The organism is Kribbella antiqua, assembly GCF_004345665.1.
GTDB lineage: Bacteria > Actinomycetota > Actinomycetes > Propionibacteriales > Kribbellaceae > Kribbella > Kribbella antiqua.
The window spans coordinates 369,157-388,194 of the sequence record NZ_SLWR01000003.1 but is presented as its reverse complement, the minus strand read 5'-3'; the positions used below and the strand labels follow the sequence as shown (position 1 = coordinate 388,194).

At 68.8% G+C, this 19,038-nt stretch carries 20 protein-coding genes; 11 read left to right on the top strand and 9 right to left on the bottom strand.

What is annotated here, in order from left to right:
- Positions 1 to 50 precede the first annotated feature (50 nt).
- Positions 51 to 884, top strand: a complete 834-nt coding sequence (locus EV646_RS11240) for an SDR family oxidoreductase (protein WP_132147186.1) — start codon at positions 51 to 53, stop codon at positions 882 to 884.
- On the opposite strand, the gene EV646_RS11235 is transcribed toward EV646_RS11240, so the two are convergent.
- From EV646_RS11235 to EV646_RS11225, 3 genes are read right to left on the bottom strand one after another with little or no spacing between them, the layout of a single operon-like run.
- Positions 875 to 1,672, bottom strand: a complete 798-nt coding sequence (locus EV646_RS11235; protein WP_132147183.1) for an NADH-quinone oxidoreductase subunit C — start codon at positions 1,670 to 1,672, stop codon at positions 875 to 877. The two genes, EV646_RS11240 and EV646_RS11235, sit on opposite strands and share 10 nt — an antisense overlap.
- Positions 1,669 to 2,223 (bottom strand): NADH-quinone oxidoreductase subunit B, encoded by a 555-nt coding sequence (locus EV646_RS11230; protein WP_132147180.1) that lies wholly within the window; start codon positions 2,221 to 2,223, stop codon positions 1,669 to 1,671. The genes EV646_RS11235 and EV646_RS11230 overlap by 4 nt, the downstream gene beginning before the upstream one ends.
- A 5-nt stretch (positions 2,224 to 2,228) precedes the next feature.
- The gene (locus EV646_RS11225; RefSeq protein ID WP_132147177.1) at positions 2,229 to 3,074 is read right to left on the bottom strand and encodes an alpha/beta fold hydrolase; all 846 of its coding nucleotides are present in this window, start codon (positions 3,072 to 3,074) and stop codon (positions 2,229 to 2,231) included.
- An 85-nt stretch (positions 3,075 to 3,159) separates the two neighbouring features.
- Between EV646_RS11225 and EV646_RS11220 the strand changes: the two genes are divergently transcribed.
- From EV646_RS11220 to EV646_RS40585, 7 genes are all read left to right on the top strand, one after another.
- Positions 3,160 to 4,617: a purine-cytosine permease family protein gene (locus tag EV646_RS11220; RefSeq protein WP_132147174.1), complete on the top strand. Its 1,458-nt coding sequence runs from the start codon at positions 3,160 to 3,162 to the stop codon at positions 4,615 to 4,617.
- Entirely contained in the window at positions 4,617 to 5,156 is a 540-nt protein-coding gene (locus tag EV646_RS11215) for a cysteine hydrolase family protein (protein ID WP_132147171.1), read from the top strand. The genes EV646_RS11220 and EV646_RS11215 overlap by 1 nt, the downstream gene beginning before the upstream one ends.
- Before the next feature lie 7 nt (positions 5,157 to 5,163).
- Positions 5,164 to 5,877, top strand: a complete 714-nt coding sequence (locus EV646_RS11210; protein WP_132147168.1) for a GntR family transcriptional regulator — start codon at positions 5,164 to 5,166, stop codon at positions 5,875 to 5,877.
- Positions 5,878 to 5,944: 67 nt separating this feature from the next.
- Positions 5,945 to 6,163, top strand: coding sequence for a hypothetical protein (locus EV646_RS11205; RefSeq protein WP_132147165.1), 219 nt, complete (start codon positions 5,945 to 5,947; stop codon positions 6,161 to 6,163).
- 287 nt (positions 6,164 to 6,450) lie between these two features.
- Positions 6,451 to 6,585 carry a hypothetical protein gene (locus tag EV646_RS40590; RefSeq protein WP_277875100.1) on the top strand — a complete coding sequence of 45 codons (135 nt, stop codon included), beginning with the start codon at positions 6,451 to 6,453 and terminating at the stop codon, positions 6,583 to 6,585.
- Positions 6,586 to 6,600: 15 nt separating this feature from the next.
- A complete protein-coding gene (locus EV646_RS38835) occupies positions 6,601 to 6,762 on the top strand; it encodes a hypothetical protein (protein ID WP_158290941.1) in 162 nt (53 codons plus the stop codon).
- 113 nt (positions 6,763 to 6,875) lie between these two features.
- Entirely contained in the window at positions 6,876 to 9,791 is a 2,916-nt protein-coding gene (locus EV646_RS40585) for a helix-turn-helix transcriptional regulator (RefSeq protein ID WP_132147162.1), read from the top strand.
- A 137-nt stretch (positions 9,792 to 9,928) separates the two neighbouring features.
- Here the strand turns inward: EV646_RS40585 and EV646_RS11195 are convergent, their stop codons facing one another.
- The gene (locus EV646_RS11195) at positions 9,929 to 10,132 is read right to left on the bottom strand and encodes a hypothetical protein (protein WP_132147159.1); all 204 of its coding nucleotides are present in this window, start codon (positions 10,130 to 10,132) and stop codon (positions 9,929 to 9,931) included.
- Between the two features lie 181 nt (positions 10,133 to 10,313).
- The gene (locus EV646_RS11190; protein WP_132147156.1) at positions 10,314 to 11,663 is read right to left on the bottom strand and encodes a serine hydrolase domain-containing protein; all 1,350 of its coding nucleotides are present in this window, start codon (positions 11,661 to 11,663) and stop codon (positions 10,314 to 10,316) included.
- A 74-nt stretch (positions 11,664 to 11,737) separates the two neighbouring features.
- Here EV646_RS11190 and EV646_RS11185 point away from each other — a divergent pair, with 74 nt between their 5' ends.
- On the top strand, positions 11,738 to 12,634 hold the full coding sequence (locus EV646_RS11185; RefSeq protein WP_132147154.1) for an ornithine cyclodeaminase family protein: 897 nt from the start codon (positions 11,738 to 11,740) through the stop codon (positions 12,632 to 12,634).
- A gap of 107 nt (positions 12,635 to 12,741) precedes the next feature.
- Here the strand turns inward: EV646_RS11185 and EV646_RS11180 are convergent, their stop codons facing one another.
- Together EV646_RS11180 and EV646_RS11175 are read right to left on the bottom strand one after the other, a co-directional pair.
- A complete protein-coding gene (locus tag EV646_RS11180) occupies positions 12,742 to 13,098 on the bottom strand; it encodes an NADH-quinone oxidoreductase subunit A (protein WP_199236929.1) in 357 nt (118 codons plus the stop codon).
- 10 nt (positions 13,099 to 13,108) lie between these two features.
- The gene (locus EV646_RS11175) at positions 13,109 to 13,912 is read right to left on the bottom strand and encodes a hypothetical protein (protein ID WP_132147148.1); all 804 of its coding nucleotides are present in this window, start codon (positions 13,910 to 13,912) and stop codon (positions 13,109 to 13,111) included.
- A gap of 273 nt (positions 13,913 to 14,185) precedes the next feature.
- Here EV646_RS11175 and EV646_RS11170 point away from each other — a divergent pair, with 273 nt between their 5' ends.
- Positions 14,186 to 16,159 carry a 2-oxoacid:acceptor oxidoreductase subunit alpha gene (locus EV646_RS11170; protein WP_241995753.1) on the top strand — a complete coding sequence of 658 codons (1,974 nt, stop codon included), beginning with the start codon at positions 14,186 to 14,188 and terminating at the stop codon, positions 16,157 to 16,159.
- A complete protein-coding gene (locus EV646_RS11165; protein WP_132147144.1) occupies positions 16,156 to 17,235 on the top strand; it encodes a 2-oxoacid:ferredoxin oxidoreductase subunit beta in 1,080 nt (359 codons plus the stop codon). The genes EV646_RS11170 and EV646_RS11165 overlap by 4 nt, the downstream gene beginning before the upstream one ends.
- On the opposite strand, the gene EV646_RS11160 is transcribed toward EV646_RS11165, so the two are convergent.
- Entirely contained in the window at positions 17,228 to 17,875 is a 648-nt protein-coding gene (locus EV646_RS11160; RefSeq protein ID WP_132147141.1) for an HAD family hydrolase, read from the bottom strand. The genes EV646_RS11165 and EV646_RS11160 overlap by 8 nt on opposite strands.
- A complete protein-coding gene (locus tag EV646_RS11155; RefSeq protein WP_132147138.1) occupies positions 17,872 to 19,023 on the bottom strand; it encodes an alpha-hydroxy-acid oxidizing protein in 1,152 nt (383 codons plus the stop codon). The genes EV646_RS11160 and EV646_RS11155 overlap by 4 nt, the downstream gene beginning before the upstream one ends.
- Positions 19,024 to 19,038 lie beyond the last annotated feature (15 nt).

The following is a 19,038-nucleotide window of genomic DNA, read 5'->3' as shown; positions in this document are numbered from 1 at the left end:
ACCGACTCCGGCTTGACCTCAACCAACGTTGAGGGCGGACGGTGGGTCGCATGGAGAACACCACTGTCCTTGTCACCGGAGCCACCGGCCGCGTCGGCCGGCACGTCGTCGCGGGCCTGCGAGCCGCGGGCGCCACAGTCCGCGCCTTGGTCCGTACGCCGTCCGCCGCCGACCTGCCCGCTGACGTCGAGTTGATCGAGGGCGACATCTACGACCCGAACGCCGTACGCCGAGCAGCAGCCGATGCGGATGCCGCCTTCCTGCTGTGGCCGTCGTTCAGCTCGTCAGGGGCGGCGGCCATTGTCGGTGAGTTGCCGCGGCGGGTGGTCTATTTGTCGGCGCTGACCGCGTCGGCCGGCGGGGTCTGGGGCGAGGTCGAGCAGTTGCTGGCCGAGGCCGGGAAGGACTGGACGTTCCTGAGGCCCGGCGGCTTCGCGGTGAACGCCCAGGCGTGGGCCGCCGAGTTCCGCGCCGGAGACGTCGTACGGCTGCCGTTCCCGCAGGCGAGCCGATCCCTCATCCACGAACGCGACATCGCCGCCGTCGCCGTACTCACCTTGCTGGACGACAAACACATCGGCCAGACCTACGACCTCACCGGCCCCGAGTCCCTCACCCAAGCCGACCAGGTCCGCACCATCGCCCAAGCAGTCAGCAAGCAGATCCGAATCGAGGAACTGGACGCCGCCGCAGCCCGCCAGTCAATGCTCGACCTAGGCGCAGACCCAACCCTCGCCGACTCCTCCGTCGCCTACTGGGCCTCCCTCGTCAACAACCCCGAACCCGTCACCACCACAGTCCCCACCCTCACCGGCCGCCCGGCTCTCACCTTCGCCGCCTGGGCCAAAGAACACGCCGACGAGTTCCACCCAACTCACTCCTGAGGCGGCTCGGCCGGAGGCTGCGGCTCGGCGGGTGGCGCGGGCTCGGTGGGTGGTTTTGGCTCGGGCGGTGGCGCGGCTTCGGCTGCGGGGTCGGTAGGTGCGGGTGCCGGTTCGGTTTGTTTGCGGGTACGGCGTTCTGCGCCGCCGGCTCGGCGGGGTCGTGCAGGGGTTGACGCCGCCTGGGCGGGGGCGAGGGGGTCCGGGTCGGGCGAGCCGGGTGGGCGAGGGCCCCAGGAGTCGGGGTCGGGGACGCCGGGTGGGAGGGTGCGGCGGCGGCTGGGGGCGCCGGCGGGAGCGTGGTCCGACTCGCCGGGTTCTTTGGCGCCGGGCCAGGGTTTGGCGACTCGGGAGGCGAGGACGAATTCTTTGCGGAGGGGGTTGCCTTCGAAGCCGTCAGGGAGCAGGAGCGGGATCAGGTTCGGATGGCCGGAGAAGGTGATGCCGAACATCTCGAACGTCTCGCGCTCGTGCCAGTTCGCACCGGCGTACAGGTCCGACAACGACGGCAGCTCCGGCTTGTCGCGCGGCACCAGCGTGCGGACGAGCAGGTGCTCGACGTGCGAACCGCCCCAGAAGTCGGCGAGATGCGACACCACCCGGAACCCGTCGGTGAGCTCGTCGCTCGCGGTCAGGAAGTCGAAGAACGTCAGCCCGACCGCGTCCCGCAGCAGCTCGTGCGTCGCCAGCCAAGCCGACGCCGGTACGTCGACCGCCGCCGGACCGAAGCTGTCCACCTGCGTCGCGGCGATCCCGGCGCCGGTCAGCGCCGCGAGCGCGTCGTTGATCACTGCGGCGTCACCAGGCCGCGGGTGAGTGCGGCCGCGGACGGTTCGTCGTACCGGCTCGTCATGTTCTCGCCGGCGATCTTCTCCTGCAGCTTGAGGATGCCCTGCAGCAACGCCTCCGGCCGCGGCGGGCAGCCGGGCACGTAGACGTCGACCGGGATGATCTGGTCGACGCCTTTCGTCACGCAGTACGAGTCCCAGTACGGGCCGCCCGAGTTCGAGCAGGAGCCGAACGAGATGACGTACTTCGGCTCCGGCATCTGGTCGTAGAGCCGCTTGATCGCCGGCGCCATCTTGTCCGTCACGGTGCCGGACACGACCATCAGGTCGGCCTGCCGCGGCCCGGGCGCGAACGGGATGACACCGAGCCGGATGAAGTCGTGCCGGCCCATCGACGCGGCGATGAACTCGATCGCGCAGCAGGCCAGGCCGAAGTTGAACACCCAGAGCGAGTACTTGCGGCCCCAGTTCAGCAGGTACCGGACCGGCTCGGGCGCGAGCTTGGCCAGCGCACCCACATCCGGCCGCACACTCGGCATCCCCAGCTCGGTCATGCTCGTTAGCCTAGTCCGACAATCTCCTCGGCGAGGATTTCCGGGTACTCGAGCGGCGCGTAATGCCCCACCCCGTCAACCAGCCGAAGCCGTACGTCGCTGAAGAAGTCGTCGAGCCGATCCGACCACGCCCGCGGGAACAGCGGATCGAACTCGGGCCACAGCACCACCGTCGGTACGGCGATCCGGTCGTACGACGCCGGCGCGGACTCGGCCGCCGACACCGCGACCGCACCGGCACCCGCCCGGTACCAGTTGATCGACGCGGTGAACGCGCCCGGCGCCGAGTAGACCTCGACGAGGTGATCCAGCTCCGGCTCGAAGCCCGGCCCGGACCAGTGCGTCCAGAAGTGTCGCAGGTAGGAGCGGACCGCGTCGGGTTTCCCGTCGATCAGTTCCTCGATCACCGGCAGCCGATGGAACGCCTGGTACCAGAACTCCGCCTGCGCATGCTCGGAGAACACCCGCTTCCCGATCCCCGGCAGCGGCGGCGCGATCACCAGACCGTCGATCAGGTCCGGCCGGGTTCGCGCAATCCCCTGCGCGATCCGGCTGCCGATGTCGTAGCCCGCGAGTACCGGACGCTCCAGCCCGAGCTCCTCGATCAGTCCCAGCACGCTCCGGCTCTGAGCGTCGACGCCGTACTGCGCGGGGTCCGCCGACTGCCGGTGCGATCCACCGAAGCCACGCAGGTCGGGCACCACCACCTCGAACCCGCGCTCGGCCAGCAGTGGTGCGAGCCGCCGGTAGTCGGTCCGGTCGCCCGGCCACCCGTGCAGGAGCACCACCGCAGGACCTTCACCGGTCCTGTCGTACACCAGCCTGAACCCATCCACGGCACTCGAAAGCATGGCGCCCATTCTTGACCACTCATGGGCCTCGGCATACCGTCGTGAGTGGACAGGACTGGACAGGTTCATTCGGGTTGGAGACGGCATGGCCGATCAGCTTGAGGTATGGGGGCCGGAGTCCCGGGCGCTCGCGGTGGAGAGCAACGGGCTGAACGTGATCGCGGACGCGGAGCGGAAGGGCCGGCCCAGCCAGTTGTTCTGGCCGTGGTTCGGGGCGAACGTCTCGGTCCTCGGCCTGAGCTACGGCGCGTTCGCGCTCGGCTTCGGCATCTCGTTCTGGCAGGCGTTGATCGCCGGGCTGATCGGTGTCGTGTTCTCGTTCCTGCTCTGCGGTCTGGTCGCGCTGGCCGGCAAGCGCGGTTCGGCGCCGACGATGGTGCTGAGCCGGGCAGCGTTCGGTGTCCGGGGCAACAAACTGCCGTCGCTGGTGTCGTGGGTGCTGACCGTCGGCTGGGAGACGGTGCTGACGATCCTGGCGACGCTGGCGACCGCGGCGGTGTTCGATCGGCTCGGCTGGGGTGGCGGCGATGTGACGAAGGTGGTCGCGCTGGTCGTGGTCGGCGTACTGATCGTTGCCTGCGGCGTCCTCGGGTTCGACCTGATCATGCGGGCCCAGGCGATCATCACGGTCGTCACCGGTGTGCTGACCGTCGTCTACATCGTCCTGGTGGCCGACCGAATCCACTGGAGCACGGTGTCGGCGCTGCCGGGCGGCTCGACCCAGCAGGTGATCGGCACGCTCGTGTTCCTGATGACGGGCTTCGGCCTCGGCTGGGTCAACGTCGCGGCGGACTACTCGCGCTACCTCCCACGCCAGTCGTCCAGCTCCGGTGTCGTTGGCTGGACGACGTTCGGCGCGTCCCTCGCACCCGTCGTACTGCTCTTCTTCGGCCTGCTGTTGGCCGGCTCGTCGGAGGATCTCAGCAAGGCCATCGGCGGTGACCCGATCGGCGCGCTGGCGGCGGCGTTGCCGACCTGGTTCCTGGTGCCGTTCGTGATCGTCGCCGTGCTCGGACTGGTCGGCGGCGCCGTACTCGACATCTACTCGTCCGGCCTTGCCCTGCTGTCGCTCGGCCTGCCGGTCAAACGGTTCGTTGCCGCGTTCATCGATGGCGTCGTGATGATCGCGGGCACCATCTACGTGGTCTTCTACGGCGGCGAGTTCCTCACGCAGTTCCAGGGCTTCCTGATCACGCTCGGCGTCCCGATCGCGGCCTGGTGCGGCATCATGCTGGCCGACATCGCGACCCGGCGGCGCAACTACGCCGAGGCCGATCTCTACGACCCGCGCGGCCGGTACGGCGATGTGCGCTGGCTGCCGGTACTCACGATGCTCGTTGCCACCGGCATCGGTTGGGGCCTGGTCACGAACACCCTCGCGTCCTGGCTGACCTGGCAGGGCTACTTGCTGGGGCCGCTCGGCCTCGGCGGCAAGGACGGCGCCTGGGCCTACGCGAACCTCGGCATTCTCGTCGCGCTGGTGGCCGGGTTCGTCGTACAGCTGGCTGGTGGCGCGTCCGCAGTACGGAAGCAGGAGGTGTGATGGCACCCGTACTCGCGTTGATCGACTTGCAGCGGATCTTCGCCAACCCGGGCTCGGGCTGGGCGGCGCCGGACTTCCAGCGGGTGATCAAACCGACCAAGGAATTGATCGAGATCCTCTCGCCGCAGGTCGTGTTCACAAGGTTCGTGGCGCCGGCCGAGCCGGTCGGCGCGTGGAAGACCTACTACGAGCAGTATCCGTTCGCGCTGCAGCCACCGGACGCGGACGACTACCAGCTCGTCGACGAGTTCAAGGGCGCTCCAACGCTGGACAAGACGACCTTCGGCGCTTGGGGTTCCGAGCTGGCCGGCAAGGTCGGGATCGGCGGACACCTGGTGCTGGCCGGCGTGACCACGGATTGCTGCGTGATCTCCACCGCGTTGGCCGCGGTCGATGCCGGGATCTACGTTCAGGTGGTCGAGGACGCATGCACCGGCTCGGACGAGGCCAGTCACCGGAAGGCGATCGACATCATGCGGCTGTACTCGCCGATGCTGGAGGTCGTCACGGTCGACCAGATCCGCGAGCTGAACCAGTGAGCCGCCGATGCCCGAGATCTCACTGAAGCACGAACGCATCGCGGCGGTCCTGGCCCGGGAAATCCGTTCCGGCCTCGTACGGCGCGGCGCGCAACTGCCGGGTGAGGTCGAACTGGCCAAGCGCTTCGCGGTCAGCCGCAACACGGTCCGCTCCGCACTCGCCGTACTGTCCGAGGACGGTCTGATCACCACCCGCACCGGCAAGGGATCGTTCGTCCTGTACGACGGCCGGCCGCTCGACAGCCGGCTCGGCTGGACCCACGCACTGGCCGAGCAGGGTGTCGAGACGCGGATGCGGACGCTGAAGATCGCGCTGGAGCAGGACTCCGCACTCGCCGATCGGCTTGGGCTCGAATCGCCGGACGTGATCGTCATCGAACGGGTGCGGCAGCTCGCGGACGGCGCGGCGATCTCCCTCGAACGCAGCCGGATCCCCGCCCTGGATTCGCTCCGCGACCTGCCCGAGCGCGGACTCGAGAACGGCTCGATCACAAGGACTCTGCACAGCGCCGGGTTGCACGTCCATCACTGCGAGCAACACCTCCGCGGCCGTCCGCTGGATGCGGGCGAGGCCGAGCTGCTGAGGCGTCCGGAAGGCACTTGGTTCCTGCACACCCGGCGGACCAGCTGGACCGCGGACGACCGCTTCGCCGAGCAGGCCGAAGACCTCCTGGACCCCGACCACTTCGAACTCAGCCTCACGTACGGCTCGATGCCCTAGGCAACCGTCTGCCCACCCGGGGTGACGGGGTAAGGGGGTGGGGGTGGCGGCATAGGGAGTTGTGCTGATGTGGGCGGGCTCCTCAGGCGAGCACTGTCATCTCATCGACAAGCTCCCGGAGGAGATCATGTTCATCTACTCAACCGCCTCCGTCCAGGCTGAGATCAAGTACCGCCAGGACCGCATCAAGCGCGACTTCCAGCGCCCGCTGTGGTTCCAGCGCAAGCCCAAGCGGGAGGCTCCCGAGCCTTGCGCCCCTGAGCTCCGCGCTCGTCCCGCGATGTGAGTGCCAGAGCACCACCCGACCCCCACCCCCGGCGCGGCCGGCTCACCCTCCGAGCCGGCCGCGCCTCCGTCTTTCCGGACCACCGCGGCGCCGGCTGCCCAGACCACCTCGCCGGCTTCCCGGACCACCGGGCGCCGACTACCTAGCGGCGTACCGGACCCCCTTAGGACCAGCTGAGGCCACCTAGGGAGCAGGGATAGGGAGGACTTCCGATGTGCGGGGCTACCTCAGACGAGCAGATTGATGGATGTCGGCAGGGAGCCGGCACCAACCAGGAGGAAACCGAAATGTTCACCACCACTGAGGCAGTCAAGGCAGAGGTCGACTACCGCAGGGAGCGCCTCAGCCGTGACTTCCGCCGGCCCACCCGGAGCACCGGAACCCGCCGGCACCTCGTCCACCTGTTCGGCCGGAAAGCCTGAGGGGAGGCAGACACCATGTTCATGACACCAGACTCGATCAAGGCGGAGACCGCCTACCGGCAGGAGCGGATCAAGCGCGAGTACCGCGCCAAGCCGCGCCAGGAGCAGGCGGAGCGGGCCCCCAAGCCTGAACCGCGGCACGCTCGCCGGGCCCTCCGACCCACCACCGCAGCATGACCACCGAAACCGCCGTTCCTGTACCGATAGCACCGGTCAGGAACGGCGTTTTCATTGCCGCCGGCGACCGCCGGGCGGGATGCCGTCGATTTGTGTCGGCGCCAGGGGCGAAGATGGACGACGTGCCCTGGACTTCGACACCTCTCGTCGGCCGCTCGACCGAGATGGCCGCCCTGCTCAGCGCCGTCGACGACGCCAAAACGCGTCGCGCCGGCGCCGTACTGCTGTCCGGTGACGCCGGCGTCGGCAAGACCCGGTTGCTGGACGAGGTGGCGACCGGCGCGCACGAGCGCGGATTCGGCGTGCTGGTCGGTCACTGCAGCAACTTCGGCGACGCCGGCCTGCCGTACCTGGCGTTCTCCGAGATCTTCGGCCGGCTGGCCGGCGACCGGCCCGATCTGGTCGAGAGCGTCCTGACCAACTTCCCGGCGATCGGCCGCCTGCTGCCGACGCACCGCCTGATCGGCGCCCAGCCCGTGCCGCAGGACGGTCAGCTCGACCGGGCCGCCCTGTTCGACGCCGTGCTCGGGGCGTTCACCGCGCTGTCGACCAGCGAGCCGTTGCTGGTGATCATCGAGGACGCCCACTGGGCCGACGACTCGACCCGGGACCTGATCGGTTTCCTGATCACCCGGCTCACCTCGCAGCGCCTCACCCTGATCGTCTCCTACCGCAGCGACGACCTGCACCGGCGGCATCCGCTCCGCCGCCCAATCGCCGAGTGGTCCCGCAACCCGCGCGTACGAAGGGTGAACCTGCTCCCCCTGGACGCCGACGAGTCCCGCGTCCTGCTGAACTCCCTGCTCACCGAGCCGCTGCCGGAGACCGAAGTACGGCGCATCCTCGAGCGCGCAGGCGGCAACGCATTCTTCACCGAGGAGCTGGTCGCCGCGGCCTCGATGGGCGACGGCGACGCCGTACCGCCGGATCTGGCCGATCTGCTGCTGGTCCGGCTCGATCCACTGTCGGACGAGGCCCGGCAGGTCGCCCGCGTGATCGCGGTCGCGGGCCGGCGCGTCCCGCACGACCTGCTCACCGCCGTCGCCGGGCTGCCCGACCGCGAGCTCGACGACGCTCTGCGCGAGCTCATCGACGCCCACATCATCGACGTACCGACCAGCGATCGGTACTACTTCCGCCACGCGCTGCTGGCCGAGGCCGTGTACGACGATCTGCTGCCGGGCGAGCGAGTTCGTCAGCACGCGGCGTACGTGCAGGCGCTGAAGGACCAGACGGTCGCCGGTACGGCGGCTGAGCTCGCCGGGCACGCCACGCGATCGCACAACCTGCCCGAGGCGTTCGAGGCGCGAGTGCGGGCCGGCGAGGAAGCGATCTCGGTCGCGGCGCCGCAGGAGGCGCTGAAGCACTACGAGCTGGCCCTGGAGCTGTTCCCGAACCGGTCGGCCGAGAGCGCTATCGACAAGACCTGGCTGATCGTCCAGACCGCGACCGCGGCCACGCTGTCGTCCCAGCACCTGCGGGCGGTCAAGATCCTCCGCAAGGCACTGGCCGAGCTGCCGCCGGACGCGCCCAAGAAGGAGCGAGCGCAGCTGCTGCTGCCGCTGGCCGATATCGCCCTGGTCATCGACCAGGACAAAGAGGCGAGCGAGGCGATCACGCAAGCGCTCAAACTGGTCAACGACGAACCGGCCAGCGTCTTCAAGGCGCACGTCGCCTCGCTGTACGCGCGAGTGTCCGACGCGATCGGTCGCCCGATGGAGGCGGAGCGCTGGGCGCACAAGGCGCTGGAGATCGCCCGCGAGGCCGGGCAGGAGTCTGCGGCAGGCGACGCCGGAATCACGCTGGCTCAGCTCCGCCGCCGGGCCGGTGACCCGGAGACCGCGGCGAAGCAGCTGGAGGAGGCCGCCGTACGGGCGCAGTTGACCGGAGATCCAGCTGCGGAGGTGCGGAGCCGGTTCTTGCTCGGGTCGACGCACTACGAGCAGGGGGATCTGGTCAACGCAAAGTCGGCGCTGGCTTTTGCCACCAAGCGGGCGGGCGAGCTGGGGCGGCAGTGGGCGGCGTATGGCTTCGACTCGCGGCGGATGCTCGCGTTGACGCAGTTCATCCTCGGTGAGTGGGACGAAGCCGCCGCGACTGCCCGGACGGACTCGATGACCCCCGCGGCTGCCGCGGCGGCGCTGAAGGCGGTCGAGTTCGCCGTACGGAGTGGGCGGGGTGACACCGCGGTCGCGGAGGAGCTGGAGCGGCTGCGCAAGTGGTGGGACCTCGACATCATGCTGCCGATCATCGGGCTGCAGCCGGCGGTGGACGCCTATCGGCAGCTGGATCAGCCGGCCGAGGCCGAGAAGCTGCTGGCCGATGTGTCGGCGTTGTGTGCGGATGTTTTCCAGACTGAATGGTTCATGGCGCGGGTTCGGTTCTCGGCGCTGGGGATGCAGGTGCTGTGTCACCGGGCGGTGGGTGAGCCGTCCGCGGCTTCAGAGCTGCTCGCTCGGGGCGCTGAGCTGCTCGCGGCTGGGCAGGCGACGGCAGAGAAGGGTCTGCCGCCTGGGCGGTTGATGGGCGTCGAGGGTCTCGCCTGGCTGGCGCGGCTGGAGGCGGAGTGGGAGCGGCTCCGGTGGCTGGTCGGCATCGATCCGCCGACGCCGGAGGAGCACGTGGCGACGTGGGAGCGGACGGTCGACGCTTTTGGCTACGGCTACCTGTTCGAGCAGGCGTGGTCGCGGGTGCGGTTGTCCGCTGCGCTGCGGGCGGCGGGGCGGGTCGCGGAGGCCAACGAGCAAGCCGCTCTTGCCGCAGAGGTTGGCCGGGAGCTGGCGTCGAAGCCGCTGCTTGACGAGAGCGGCGGGGTCGAGAGCGGTGGTGGCGCGGGGAGCCTGACGTCTCGCGAGACCGAGGTGTTGCGGCTGCTTGCCGAGGGCCGGACCAACCGGCAGCTTGCTCGGGAGCTGTACATCAGCGAGAAGACGGTCAGCGTCCACGTCTCCAACATCCTGGCCAAACTCGGCGTCCGCTCCCGCACCGAAGCCGCCGCCGTGGCCCGTCGCGACGGCCTGTTGGATTAGCCGGCCTGCTGGGGTAGACCGGCTGCTGGGGGTAGACGGGCTGCTGGGGGTAGACGGCTGCTGGAGGTAGACAGAGCGGCGCCCCGGCGCGGGTGGGGGCCGCAGCCGGGGCGGGTACTGGATGGTTCTGGTGAGGGTCAGCCGTGGCTACGCCGAGGTTGTTCTGGTTCTTCCTCGCGGCGGGCCCGGGCCCGGGCCAGGTCGTCCGAGGAGGGCTCAGGTGCGCGGTCGAGGTGGGCGATGTCGTCGAAGACGTGCTGGGCGTGGCGCATCCGCCACACCGCGAAGGCGGTCAGCACGACGGCGATCAGCGCGAGCACTACCCAGAGTTGCCACGCCATTGCCTCACCACCCTGCATTCAGACGCTTCCCCCGTGTAATCAAGATAGCCCGGTTCTCACCGCTTGGCGACAGCTTGTACGCAATCCGTAATCCAGACAAGCGTATGCATCACTTTTGTTGCCAAGTGCAAACACAAAGGGTGACCAGGCAACAAGCCGTCACACTCAGCGGGAGTGACTGTCAGTCACCGCGCGGCGTGAGCCGACCACCCCGGAAAAGATACGTCGCGTGTCCATCGACCGGTTCCCGGAACGCCAGCACCTCATGTACGCCGTGCTCGGGCTCGGCCGCGATCAGCTTCGACTCGTCCAGCGGCACCAACCGGGTCCGGCGGGACTCCGGCATCAGCAGCTTGGCCGCCTCACTCACCGGCTCGTCCAGCACCCAGAACTCCCCGTCCTCCAGACTCACGGTCGCGCGCCACAGCACTCCGGCGTACACACCGGTGACCAGCTCGGCGGAGATCTCGACAGGCTCCGAGGGCGGCACCGGTCGCGCGGGCAGCTCGATCCCGGTGGTCTCGCGAAGCACGTGCCCGACGAGTTCGTCGTACAGCGCGGGAGTGTCGCCGCCGTTGGTGAGCAGCGCGATGACGACACCGCGGGACGGGTCCATCCGGAAGTACGCCGACTGCCCCATCGTCCCGCCGTCGTGACCGTAGAGCGGCCCGCCCTCGACCTCGAAGATCACCCAGCCGACTCCCCAGCGCTCGGCGAACGCGCCGGTCTGCGGTGGGTCGACCTGCGGCTGCCACAGCTCGTCGACCATGGCCCGCTCGAGCAACGCGCCATCCAGATGCGCGCGGCCGAACGTGATCAGGTCCTCGGCACTCATCGCCAGCAGCGACCCGGCCGGCGCCATCCCGTGCACGAGGCTCCACACCGAGGCAGCCTCCAGCGGCGCACCTGGGGTCGGCGAGATGTGCCCGACCGCCGCGCGATAGAGCAGCGCCTCGTCCGGAATCGTGGCGACGTGCTCCAGCTCCAGCGGTACGGCGATGTGCTCACGCAGCAACTGGTGATACGGCTTCCCCCGCAGCACCTCCACGATCCGGCCGAGCACGACGAAGCCGGCGTTGTTGTAGGAGAACCCCGCCCCCGGCGGAACCTCCTGCGCCAGTCCCGGTACGACGTCGCGGACGAACAGCTCGACACCGTCGTCACCACGCGAGGTCGGCGTGAACGCGTCGCCGGAGAACCCGCTGGTGTGGGTCAGCAACTGCCGCGGGGTGATGGCTGCCGCAGCCGCCTCGTCGACCAGCTTGAAGTCGGGCAGGTACGCACGGACCGGCCGGTCGAGGTCGAGCTTGCCCTCGGCAACCAGTTGCATGATGAGCGTGGTGGTCCAGAGCTTGGTGATCGAGCCGACCTGGAAGACGGAGTCGGTGGTTGCCTCCACCCCCGTGTTCAGGCTGAGGATCCCGGCCGCGGCCCGGCTGACCTCGACGTCGGCGAAGACCGCGATCGATGCGGCCGGTACGTCGTACTTGCGGATCAGGCGGCCGAGGTTCTCGTCGAGCCAGCTCTGCATGTCAGCTCCTCACTGTGCATCGGAGCCAGTCTTGCATTCAGTAGGCTCGGCGGCATGCCTGCCGGGAGCCGCTCGTGAAGGTCCTGTCCGCCGCCGATGTCCGTCGTGCTGTGCCCATGAGTACGGCGATCGACGCCGTCCGGGAGGCGTTCCGCGAGCTGGCGGCCGGGAAGTTCGTGCTTCCGCCGCGCCAGATCTTCGGCAACGGCTCGGTGCTGGTGATGTCGGCGTACCACACCCCGACCGGGACCGCCGTGGTGAAGAAGATCGGCATCGCACTGGACCAGGTGCCGGCGATCCGGGCCACCGTGATCTGGACCGGCGGCGGCGACCAGCTCGTCGCGGACGGCGGCTCGATCACGACCCTGCGGACCGGCGCGGTGGTCGGCGTCGCCACCGACCTGCTCGCCCCGGCTGACGCATCCCGGCTCACCGTGATCGGGACCGGCGCTCAGGCGCCCGACCAGGTCCGCGCGGTTCTCGCCGTACGACGGATCGCCGACGTCACCATCACCGGTCGCAACGCCGACCGCGCCGCGGCGTTGAGCACAGCGCTGGCCGGCGAGTTCCCGGAGGTGAAGTTCACCCCGAGCACGTCGATCGAGGACTCGCTCGACGCCGACGTCATCTGCTGCGCGACTTCGTCCGCCACGCCGCTCTTCGACGTTGGCGCGCTCCCCGACCGAGTCCACGTCAACGCCATCGGCGCCTTCCGCCCGACCATGCGCGAACTCCCCCGCAACCTCCTCGCCAGCGCCTCCGTCGTGCTGGTCGACCAGATCGAAGCCGCCCTGGAAGAGTCCGGCGAAATCATCGACGCCATCGACTCCGGCGCCCTCAAAACCACCGACCTGCTGGAACTCGGCCAAGCCCTCTCAGCACCCCCGCAGACGAGCGGCCGCACAGTCTTCAAGTCGGTCGGAATCGGCCCCCAGGACTGGGCCATAGCCGCCGCCCTCGCCCGCGCCTAGCCCGCTCCCCTTTGGTGGGTTCACCCATCAAACGGTGGGTTCCCGGCCCGCAGGCCGTGGGGGAACCCACAAGCTGATGGGTGAACCCACCAAATGCGAGGGCTGGGTCAGGTCCAGCGGAGGACGTCTTTGCGCCAGGCGTAGAGGAGGCCTACGGCGACGAAGGCGAGGAAGACGAACATTTCGATGAGGGTGGCGAAGCCGAGGGCCGCGAAGATGGTGGCCCAGGGGAAGAGGTAGATCGCGTCGACGGCGAAGATCACGTAGAGGTAGGCGAACAGGTAGTAGCGGATGTGGACCTGCGCCCAGCCTTCGCCGACCGGGTCGACGCCGGACTCGTAGGTCTTGAGCTTGCCCTCGGTCGGGTACGTGACGGTCAGCGCCTTGTTCAGCGCGAAGGCACCGATGAGTCCGAGCAGCCCCAGTACGACGACCGCCGCGACGACTCCGTAGCTCTCCGACACGAACAACAGCTTAGTTCGTGCAGAGCATCATGGAGTCGACGGCGACGTAGGGGCCGTAGCCGGATTTGATGTCGGCGAGCTGCAAGCGCAACCGGCTGACGCCGAGGATCTTGTGGTTGAGCCAGGTCTCGGTCTCCTGCGCCATCCGCACCGACGCCAGCGTCGTACGCCCGTCGTGCAGTGAGAGCCGCACGGTCCCGTCGGTCAGGTTGCCGAACCAGTTCCGCACCCAGCTGCAGCCGGTCGCATCGACGTCGACCCAGACGAACCCGCCCTTGTTCGCCAGCAGATCCGCCTCGGCCCGCCGCGGCCCTTCACTGGGCGGAATCACGTTGACCTGCGGCGCGCCCTTCCCACCCGTCGCCAGCACACCTCTCTTGAAGATCCCTCGCCACACGAAATGCTTGAAGCTGATCCCCGGCGAGGCAGCACTCGCGTACGGCGCCTGTGCGGCGACGGCGATCCGATACGTCCGGATCGACCCCGGCTGCCGGGTGGTGATCGTCACGCTGGTCCCGGACGACGAGCCGTGGCCGACCTCCTGCCACCGCTTCGCCGACGAGTTCCACTGCTGCAGCGCGATCCGGGTCCCCGTTCGCGGCGCCGGCGACAATGTCCCGGCCACCGTGATCACGCCCTTGGTGTAGTCCGTGGTGCGGATGCTCGCGATCTTCGCCGTACGCACGGGAACCGCGGCCGAGGCGCGAGTCGCCGTACTGCGACTGAGACTCAGCGCAGTGTCCGCCGGCGCGATCGGAGCGGCACACGCGGTGAGCGTGAAAACAGTCAGCAGTCCGGCAACCGCACGGAACATGGTGGAACTCCCCGAAGTGATCACAGTGTGATGAAGACACCCTGCCGGTTCGGACTCCGTATCGCAAGCGAGCCCTTGCGGACTGTGACATCGGCAGATTTCGTCCTAGCCGACGAATCTCACTCCCTAACACCGTGTCCCAGGCTGTGGACCAGCGGGGCTTCCGCATGGTTCCGTACTAAGGGCGAACTAATATTGGGGTTATCGCCCTGACATGGGGGGATCGACGTGCCGTCCACGAAGCGGCAGGCCGACCCAAGCTTCGACTTGGAGATGAACAGAACAGTGACCATCGAGGTCAAGCAGCTCGACCGCGTGGTGATCCGCTTCGCCGGCGACTCCGGCGACGGGATGCAGCTCACGGGGGACAGGTTCACAGCGGAAACGGCTTCGTTCGGCAATGACCTGTCGACGTTGCCCAACTTCCCCGCGGAGATCCGGGCACCAGCCGGAACCCTGCCGGGTGTGTCGTCGTTCCAGCTCCACTTCGCCGACCACGACATCCTGACGCCTGGTGATGCGCCCGATGTGCTGATCGCGATGAACCCGGCCGCACTCAAGGCGAACCTGGGCGACGTTCCGCGCGGCGCCACTCTGATCGTCGACACCGCGGACTTCACCGCCCGCAACCTGAAGCGGGTCGGGTACGACGAGAACCCGCTGGAGACCGGTGAACTCGACGGCTACCACGTGGTCCCGCTGAACCTGACCGCGATGACGGTCGAGTCGGTCAAGGAGTTCGGGCTGACCCGCAAGGACGCGTCCAGGGCGAAGAACATGTACGCGCTCGGCCTGGTGTCGTGGCTGTTCCAGCGGCCGGTCGACACCACGATCACGTTCCTGGAGACCAAGTTCGCCTCCAAGCCGGACATCCGCGACGCCAACATCGCGGCCTTCCGGGCGGGCTACAACTTCGGCGAGACGGCCGAGGAGTTCTCGGTCCGGTACGAGGTGAAGCCGGCGGTCATGCCGACCGGCACGTACCGGAACATCTCCGGCAACCTCGCGCTGGCGTACGGCCTGGTCACGGGCGCGCAGCGGGCCGGCCTGCCGCTGGTCCTCGGCGCGTACCCGATCACCCCGGCCTCCGACGTACTGCACGAGCTGTCCAAGCTCAAGCGGTTCAACGTCACCACCATCCAGGCGGAGGACGAGATCGCCGGCGTCGGAGCGGCCCTGGGCGCGTCCTTCGGCGGTGCGCTTGGCGTGACCACGTCGTCCGGCCCGGGCATCAGCCTGAAGTCCGAGACGATCGGCCTCGGCGTGATGCTCGAGCTGCCGCTGGTCGTCTGCGACATCCAGCGCGCCGGGCCCTCGACCGGTATGCCGACCAAGACCGAGCAGGCCGACCTGCTGCAGGTGATGTTCGGCCGCAACGGTGAGGCCCCGCTGCCGGTGCTCGCGGCCCAGTCCCCCGCGGACTGCTTCGCGATCGCGGTCGAGGCGGCGCGGATCGCCGTCACCTACCGCACGCCGGTGGTCGTGCTGTCCGACGGCTACCTGGCAAACGGCTCCGAGCCGTGGAAGATCCCGGTGATCGAGGAGCTGCCGACGATCGACCCGAACTTCACGCTCGAGCCGAACGCGACCAACGACAAGGGCGAGCCGACGTACCTCCCCTACCTCCGCGACCCGGAGACCCTGGCTCGTGCCTGGGCGATCCCGGGTACGGCGGGCCTGGACCACCGCATCGGCGGTCTGGAGAAGGAGGACAAGACCGGCAACATCTCCTACGACCCGGCCAACCACGACCTGATGATCCGGACCCGGCAGGCCAAGGTGGACGGTATCGCCGTCGACCCGATCACGGTCGACGATCCGGACGGTACGGCGAAGGTGCTGGTGCTCGGCTGGGGATCGACGTACGGGCCGATCGGGGCCGCTGTCCGCCGGGTCCGCAAGGTCGGCGGCAAGATCGCGCAGGCGCACCTGCGGCACCTGAACCCGCTCCCGCCGAACCTCGGCGACATCCTGAAGAGCTACGAGAAGGTCCTGGTCCCGGAGATGAACCTGGGCCAGCTGGCGCTGCTGCTGCGGTCGAAGTACCTGGTCGACGTGGTCTCGTACGCGCAGGTCCGCGGCATGCCGCTGGGCGCGGCCGAGCTGGCCGGGGTGATCGGCAACCTGGTCGAGGAGACCGAGGGCATCGACGACGACGCCCGCCACCTGGGGCTGGCCGCGGCCAGCCTGAAGCACGGTGAAGCCGCACTGAGCGACGAGCTGCACCAGTCGGAGGGAGCACGATGAGCACGGTCGAGCTCGGCATGCCGAGCCTGCCGAACGGTCTGCGCGGCGTCCCTGCCGCGACCGAGCCGCAGAACCGCAAGGAGTACGTGTCGGACCAGGAGGTCCGCTGGTGCCCGGGCTGCGGGGACTACGCCGTACTGGCCGCGTTCCAGGGGTTCCTGCCGGAGCTCGGGATCAAGCGCGAGAACGTCGCGATGGTCTCCGGCATCGGCTGCTCGTCCCGGTTCCCGTACTACCTGTCGACGTACGGCATGCACTCGATCCACGGGCGCGCGCCGGCGATCGCGACCGGCCTCGCGGTGTCCCGGCCGGACCTGAGCGTCTGGGTGGTGACCGGTGACGGCGACGCGCTGTCGATCGGCGGCAACCACCTGATCCACACGCTGCGGCGGAACGTGAACATGAAGATCCTGCTGTTCAACAACCGGATCTACGGCCTGACGAAGGGTCAGTACTCGCCGACCTCCGAGCCGGGCAAGGTGACCAAGTCGACGCCGATGGGCTCGGTGGACAACCCGTTCAACCCGGTCTCGCTGGCGCTCGGCGCGGAAGCGACGTTCGTGGCCAGGACGGTCGACTCCGACCGCAAGCACCTGACGTCGGTGCTGCGCGAAGCCGCGGAACACCGGGGTACGGCGTTCGTGGAGATCTACCAGAACTGCCCGATCTTCAACGACAACGCGTTCGAGGCGTTCAAGGACCCGGAGACCCGGGACGACGCGATCATCCCGCTAGTGCACGGTGAGCCGATCCGCTTCGGCAAGGAAGGCCGGCTCGGCGTGGTTCGCGACGGGTTCGCCTCGCTGGCCGTTCGCGAAGTGGCTGACCTACCGAACGGCGAGGCCGACCTGGTCGTCCACGACGCGCACACCGACGACCCGGCGTACGCGTTCGCACTGTCCCGGCTGACCGACGCCGGCGTCCTGCACCGCGCCCCGATCGGCGTCTTCCGCTCGGTCGAGCGGCCGGCGTACGACGACCTGGTCCGTCAGCAGATCACGACGGCGCAGGAAGCCCAGGGCACCGGCGACCTCCAGTCCCTGGTCACCGGCACCGACACCTGGACGGTCAACTGATCAATTCGAGCAGGGTGATGCCGGCGGCCCGGTCAAGGTGGTGAGCAGTCAGCCCCGCCTTCCGGGCCGCCAGCACGTCCAGCTCGAGGTTGTCGCCGATCATGACCGTGTACGACGGCTCGACACCTAACGCTTGGCAGGTCATCAGGTAGGCCGCGCTGTCGGGCTTGCTGACGCTTAACGACTCCGACGTACAGACGACGTCGACCAGGTCGGCTAGCCCGATCGCGGCCAGCTTGGCGTTCTGCTGCGTCGTACTCCCGTTGGTCAGCACGCCGATCCGCCAACCGTTGCTGCGGGCAACTTCCAGGGCCGGTCGCGCGTCCGGGAAAGCGGCCCAGCTCGCCTCGTAGTGCTGGAGGAACCCGGCGAAGATCGTGTCCAGCTCGGCATCGGTCGACGGCACGGGGTGGTCGATCAACGGCAGGAACTCGCGCAACCGCCCGCGTCGCTGCCCTTGATGGGTCAGGACCCCGGCCAGCCACTGGTTGAAGTTGCGGTCCTCGATTTCGAACCACTGCGCGAGCAGTTCGTCGGACAGCGTGCCACCCAGCGATGGCACCCAGCCGTGCAGCGCCGTGATCACCGACGCGGTGTGGTCGAAGAGGGTGTTGTCCAGATCGAAGATGACTGCTTTCACGCACGCACCACCGAGTCGCGGTTCAGCTCGCGGTGGTTCGCGTACCCGGACAGCGCCAGCGTGAGATCGAGCTCGGCCAGGAAGCACCGCAGCACGTGCTCCACGCCCGCCTGCCCAGCCAGCGCGAGGCCGTAGAGCAACGGCCGACCCAGCAGCACCGCCTTGGCTCCCAATGCGAGTGCCTTTGCCGCGTCAGCGCCCGTACGTACGCCGGAGTCGAACAGCACGGTCAGTTGCTCACCAACCGCATCCGCGATGGCCGGCAGTGCGTCCAGCGACGCGATCGCGCCGTCCACCTGGCGGCCGCCGTGGTTCGAGACCACGATGCCGTTCACGCCGTGCTCGGCGGCGAGCTTCGCGTCGTCGACGGCGGTGATTCCCTTGAGGACGATCGGCCCGTCCCAGTTGTCGCGGAGGAAGGAGAGCTCGTCCCAGCTCAGGCCCACGTTGGGGAACATCTGCGCCCAGTGCATCACCGCGGCGGCCGGGTCCTCCGCGACCGGCTTCGCCAGCTTCGCCTGGAAGGCCGGGTCGCTGAAGTAGTTCGCCAGCCCGTCTCCCTTGAGGAACGGCAGGAAGCCGCGATCCAGGTCGGCCGGCCGGTAGCCGATCGTTCCGGTGTCGAGGGTGACGACCAGAACGCCGTACCCGCTGGCCTTTGCACGTTGGAGGAAGCTGAGGCAGACGTCGCGGTCGGTCGGCCAGTAGAGCTGATACCACTTGCTGGCGCACTCGATCTGCTCGAACGCGTGGCTCGCCTGCGTCGAGTGCGTGTAGGTCAGGCCGAGCGCGTCGGCGGCCCGCGCGGTCGCCAGCTCGCCGTCGGGATGCGCCAGTGTCTGTACGCCGATCGGCGCGATCAGCACCGGCGCCGGCATCGCCGTACCGAGGATCGTGCAGGACAGATCCCGCTCGGTGCTGCCGCGCATCATCCGGGGTACCAGGCGCCATCGATCAAAGGCTGCCAGGTTCGCCCGGGCGGTCGCGCCGCTGCCCGCGCTCGGCACGATGTACCCCATCGCCTCCGCCGACAACGTCCCCGCCGCCTGCGCCTCCAACCGCCCCAGATCCGTCGTGATCTCCGGCCGCACCCCCTGCAACATCCCCTGCAGGTAAATCTGCAACTGGTAGTCCCCAAAGTTGGCCATCCCGGATCCTTACAC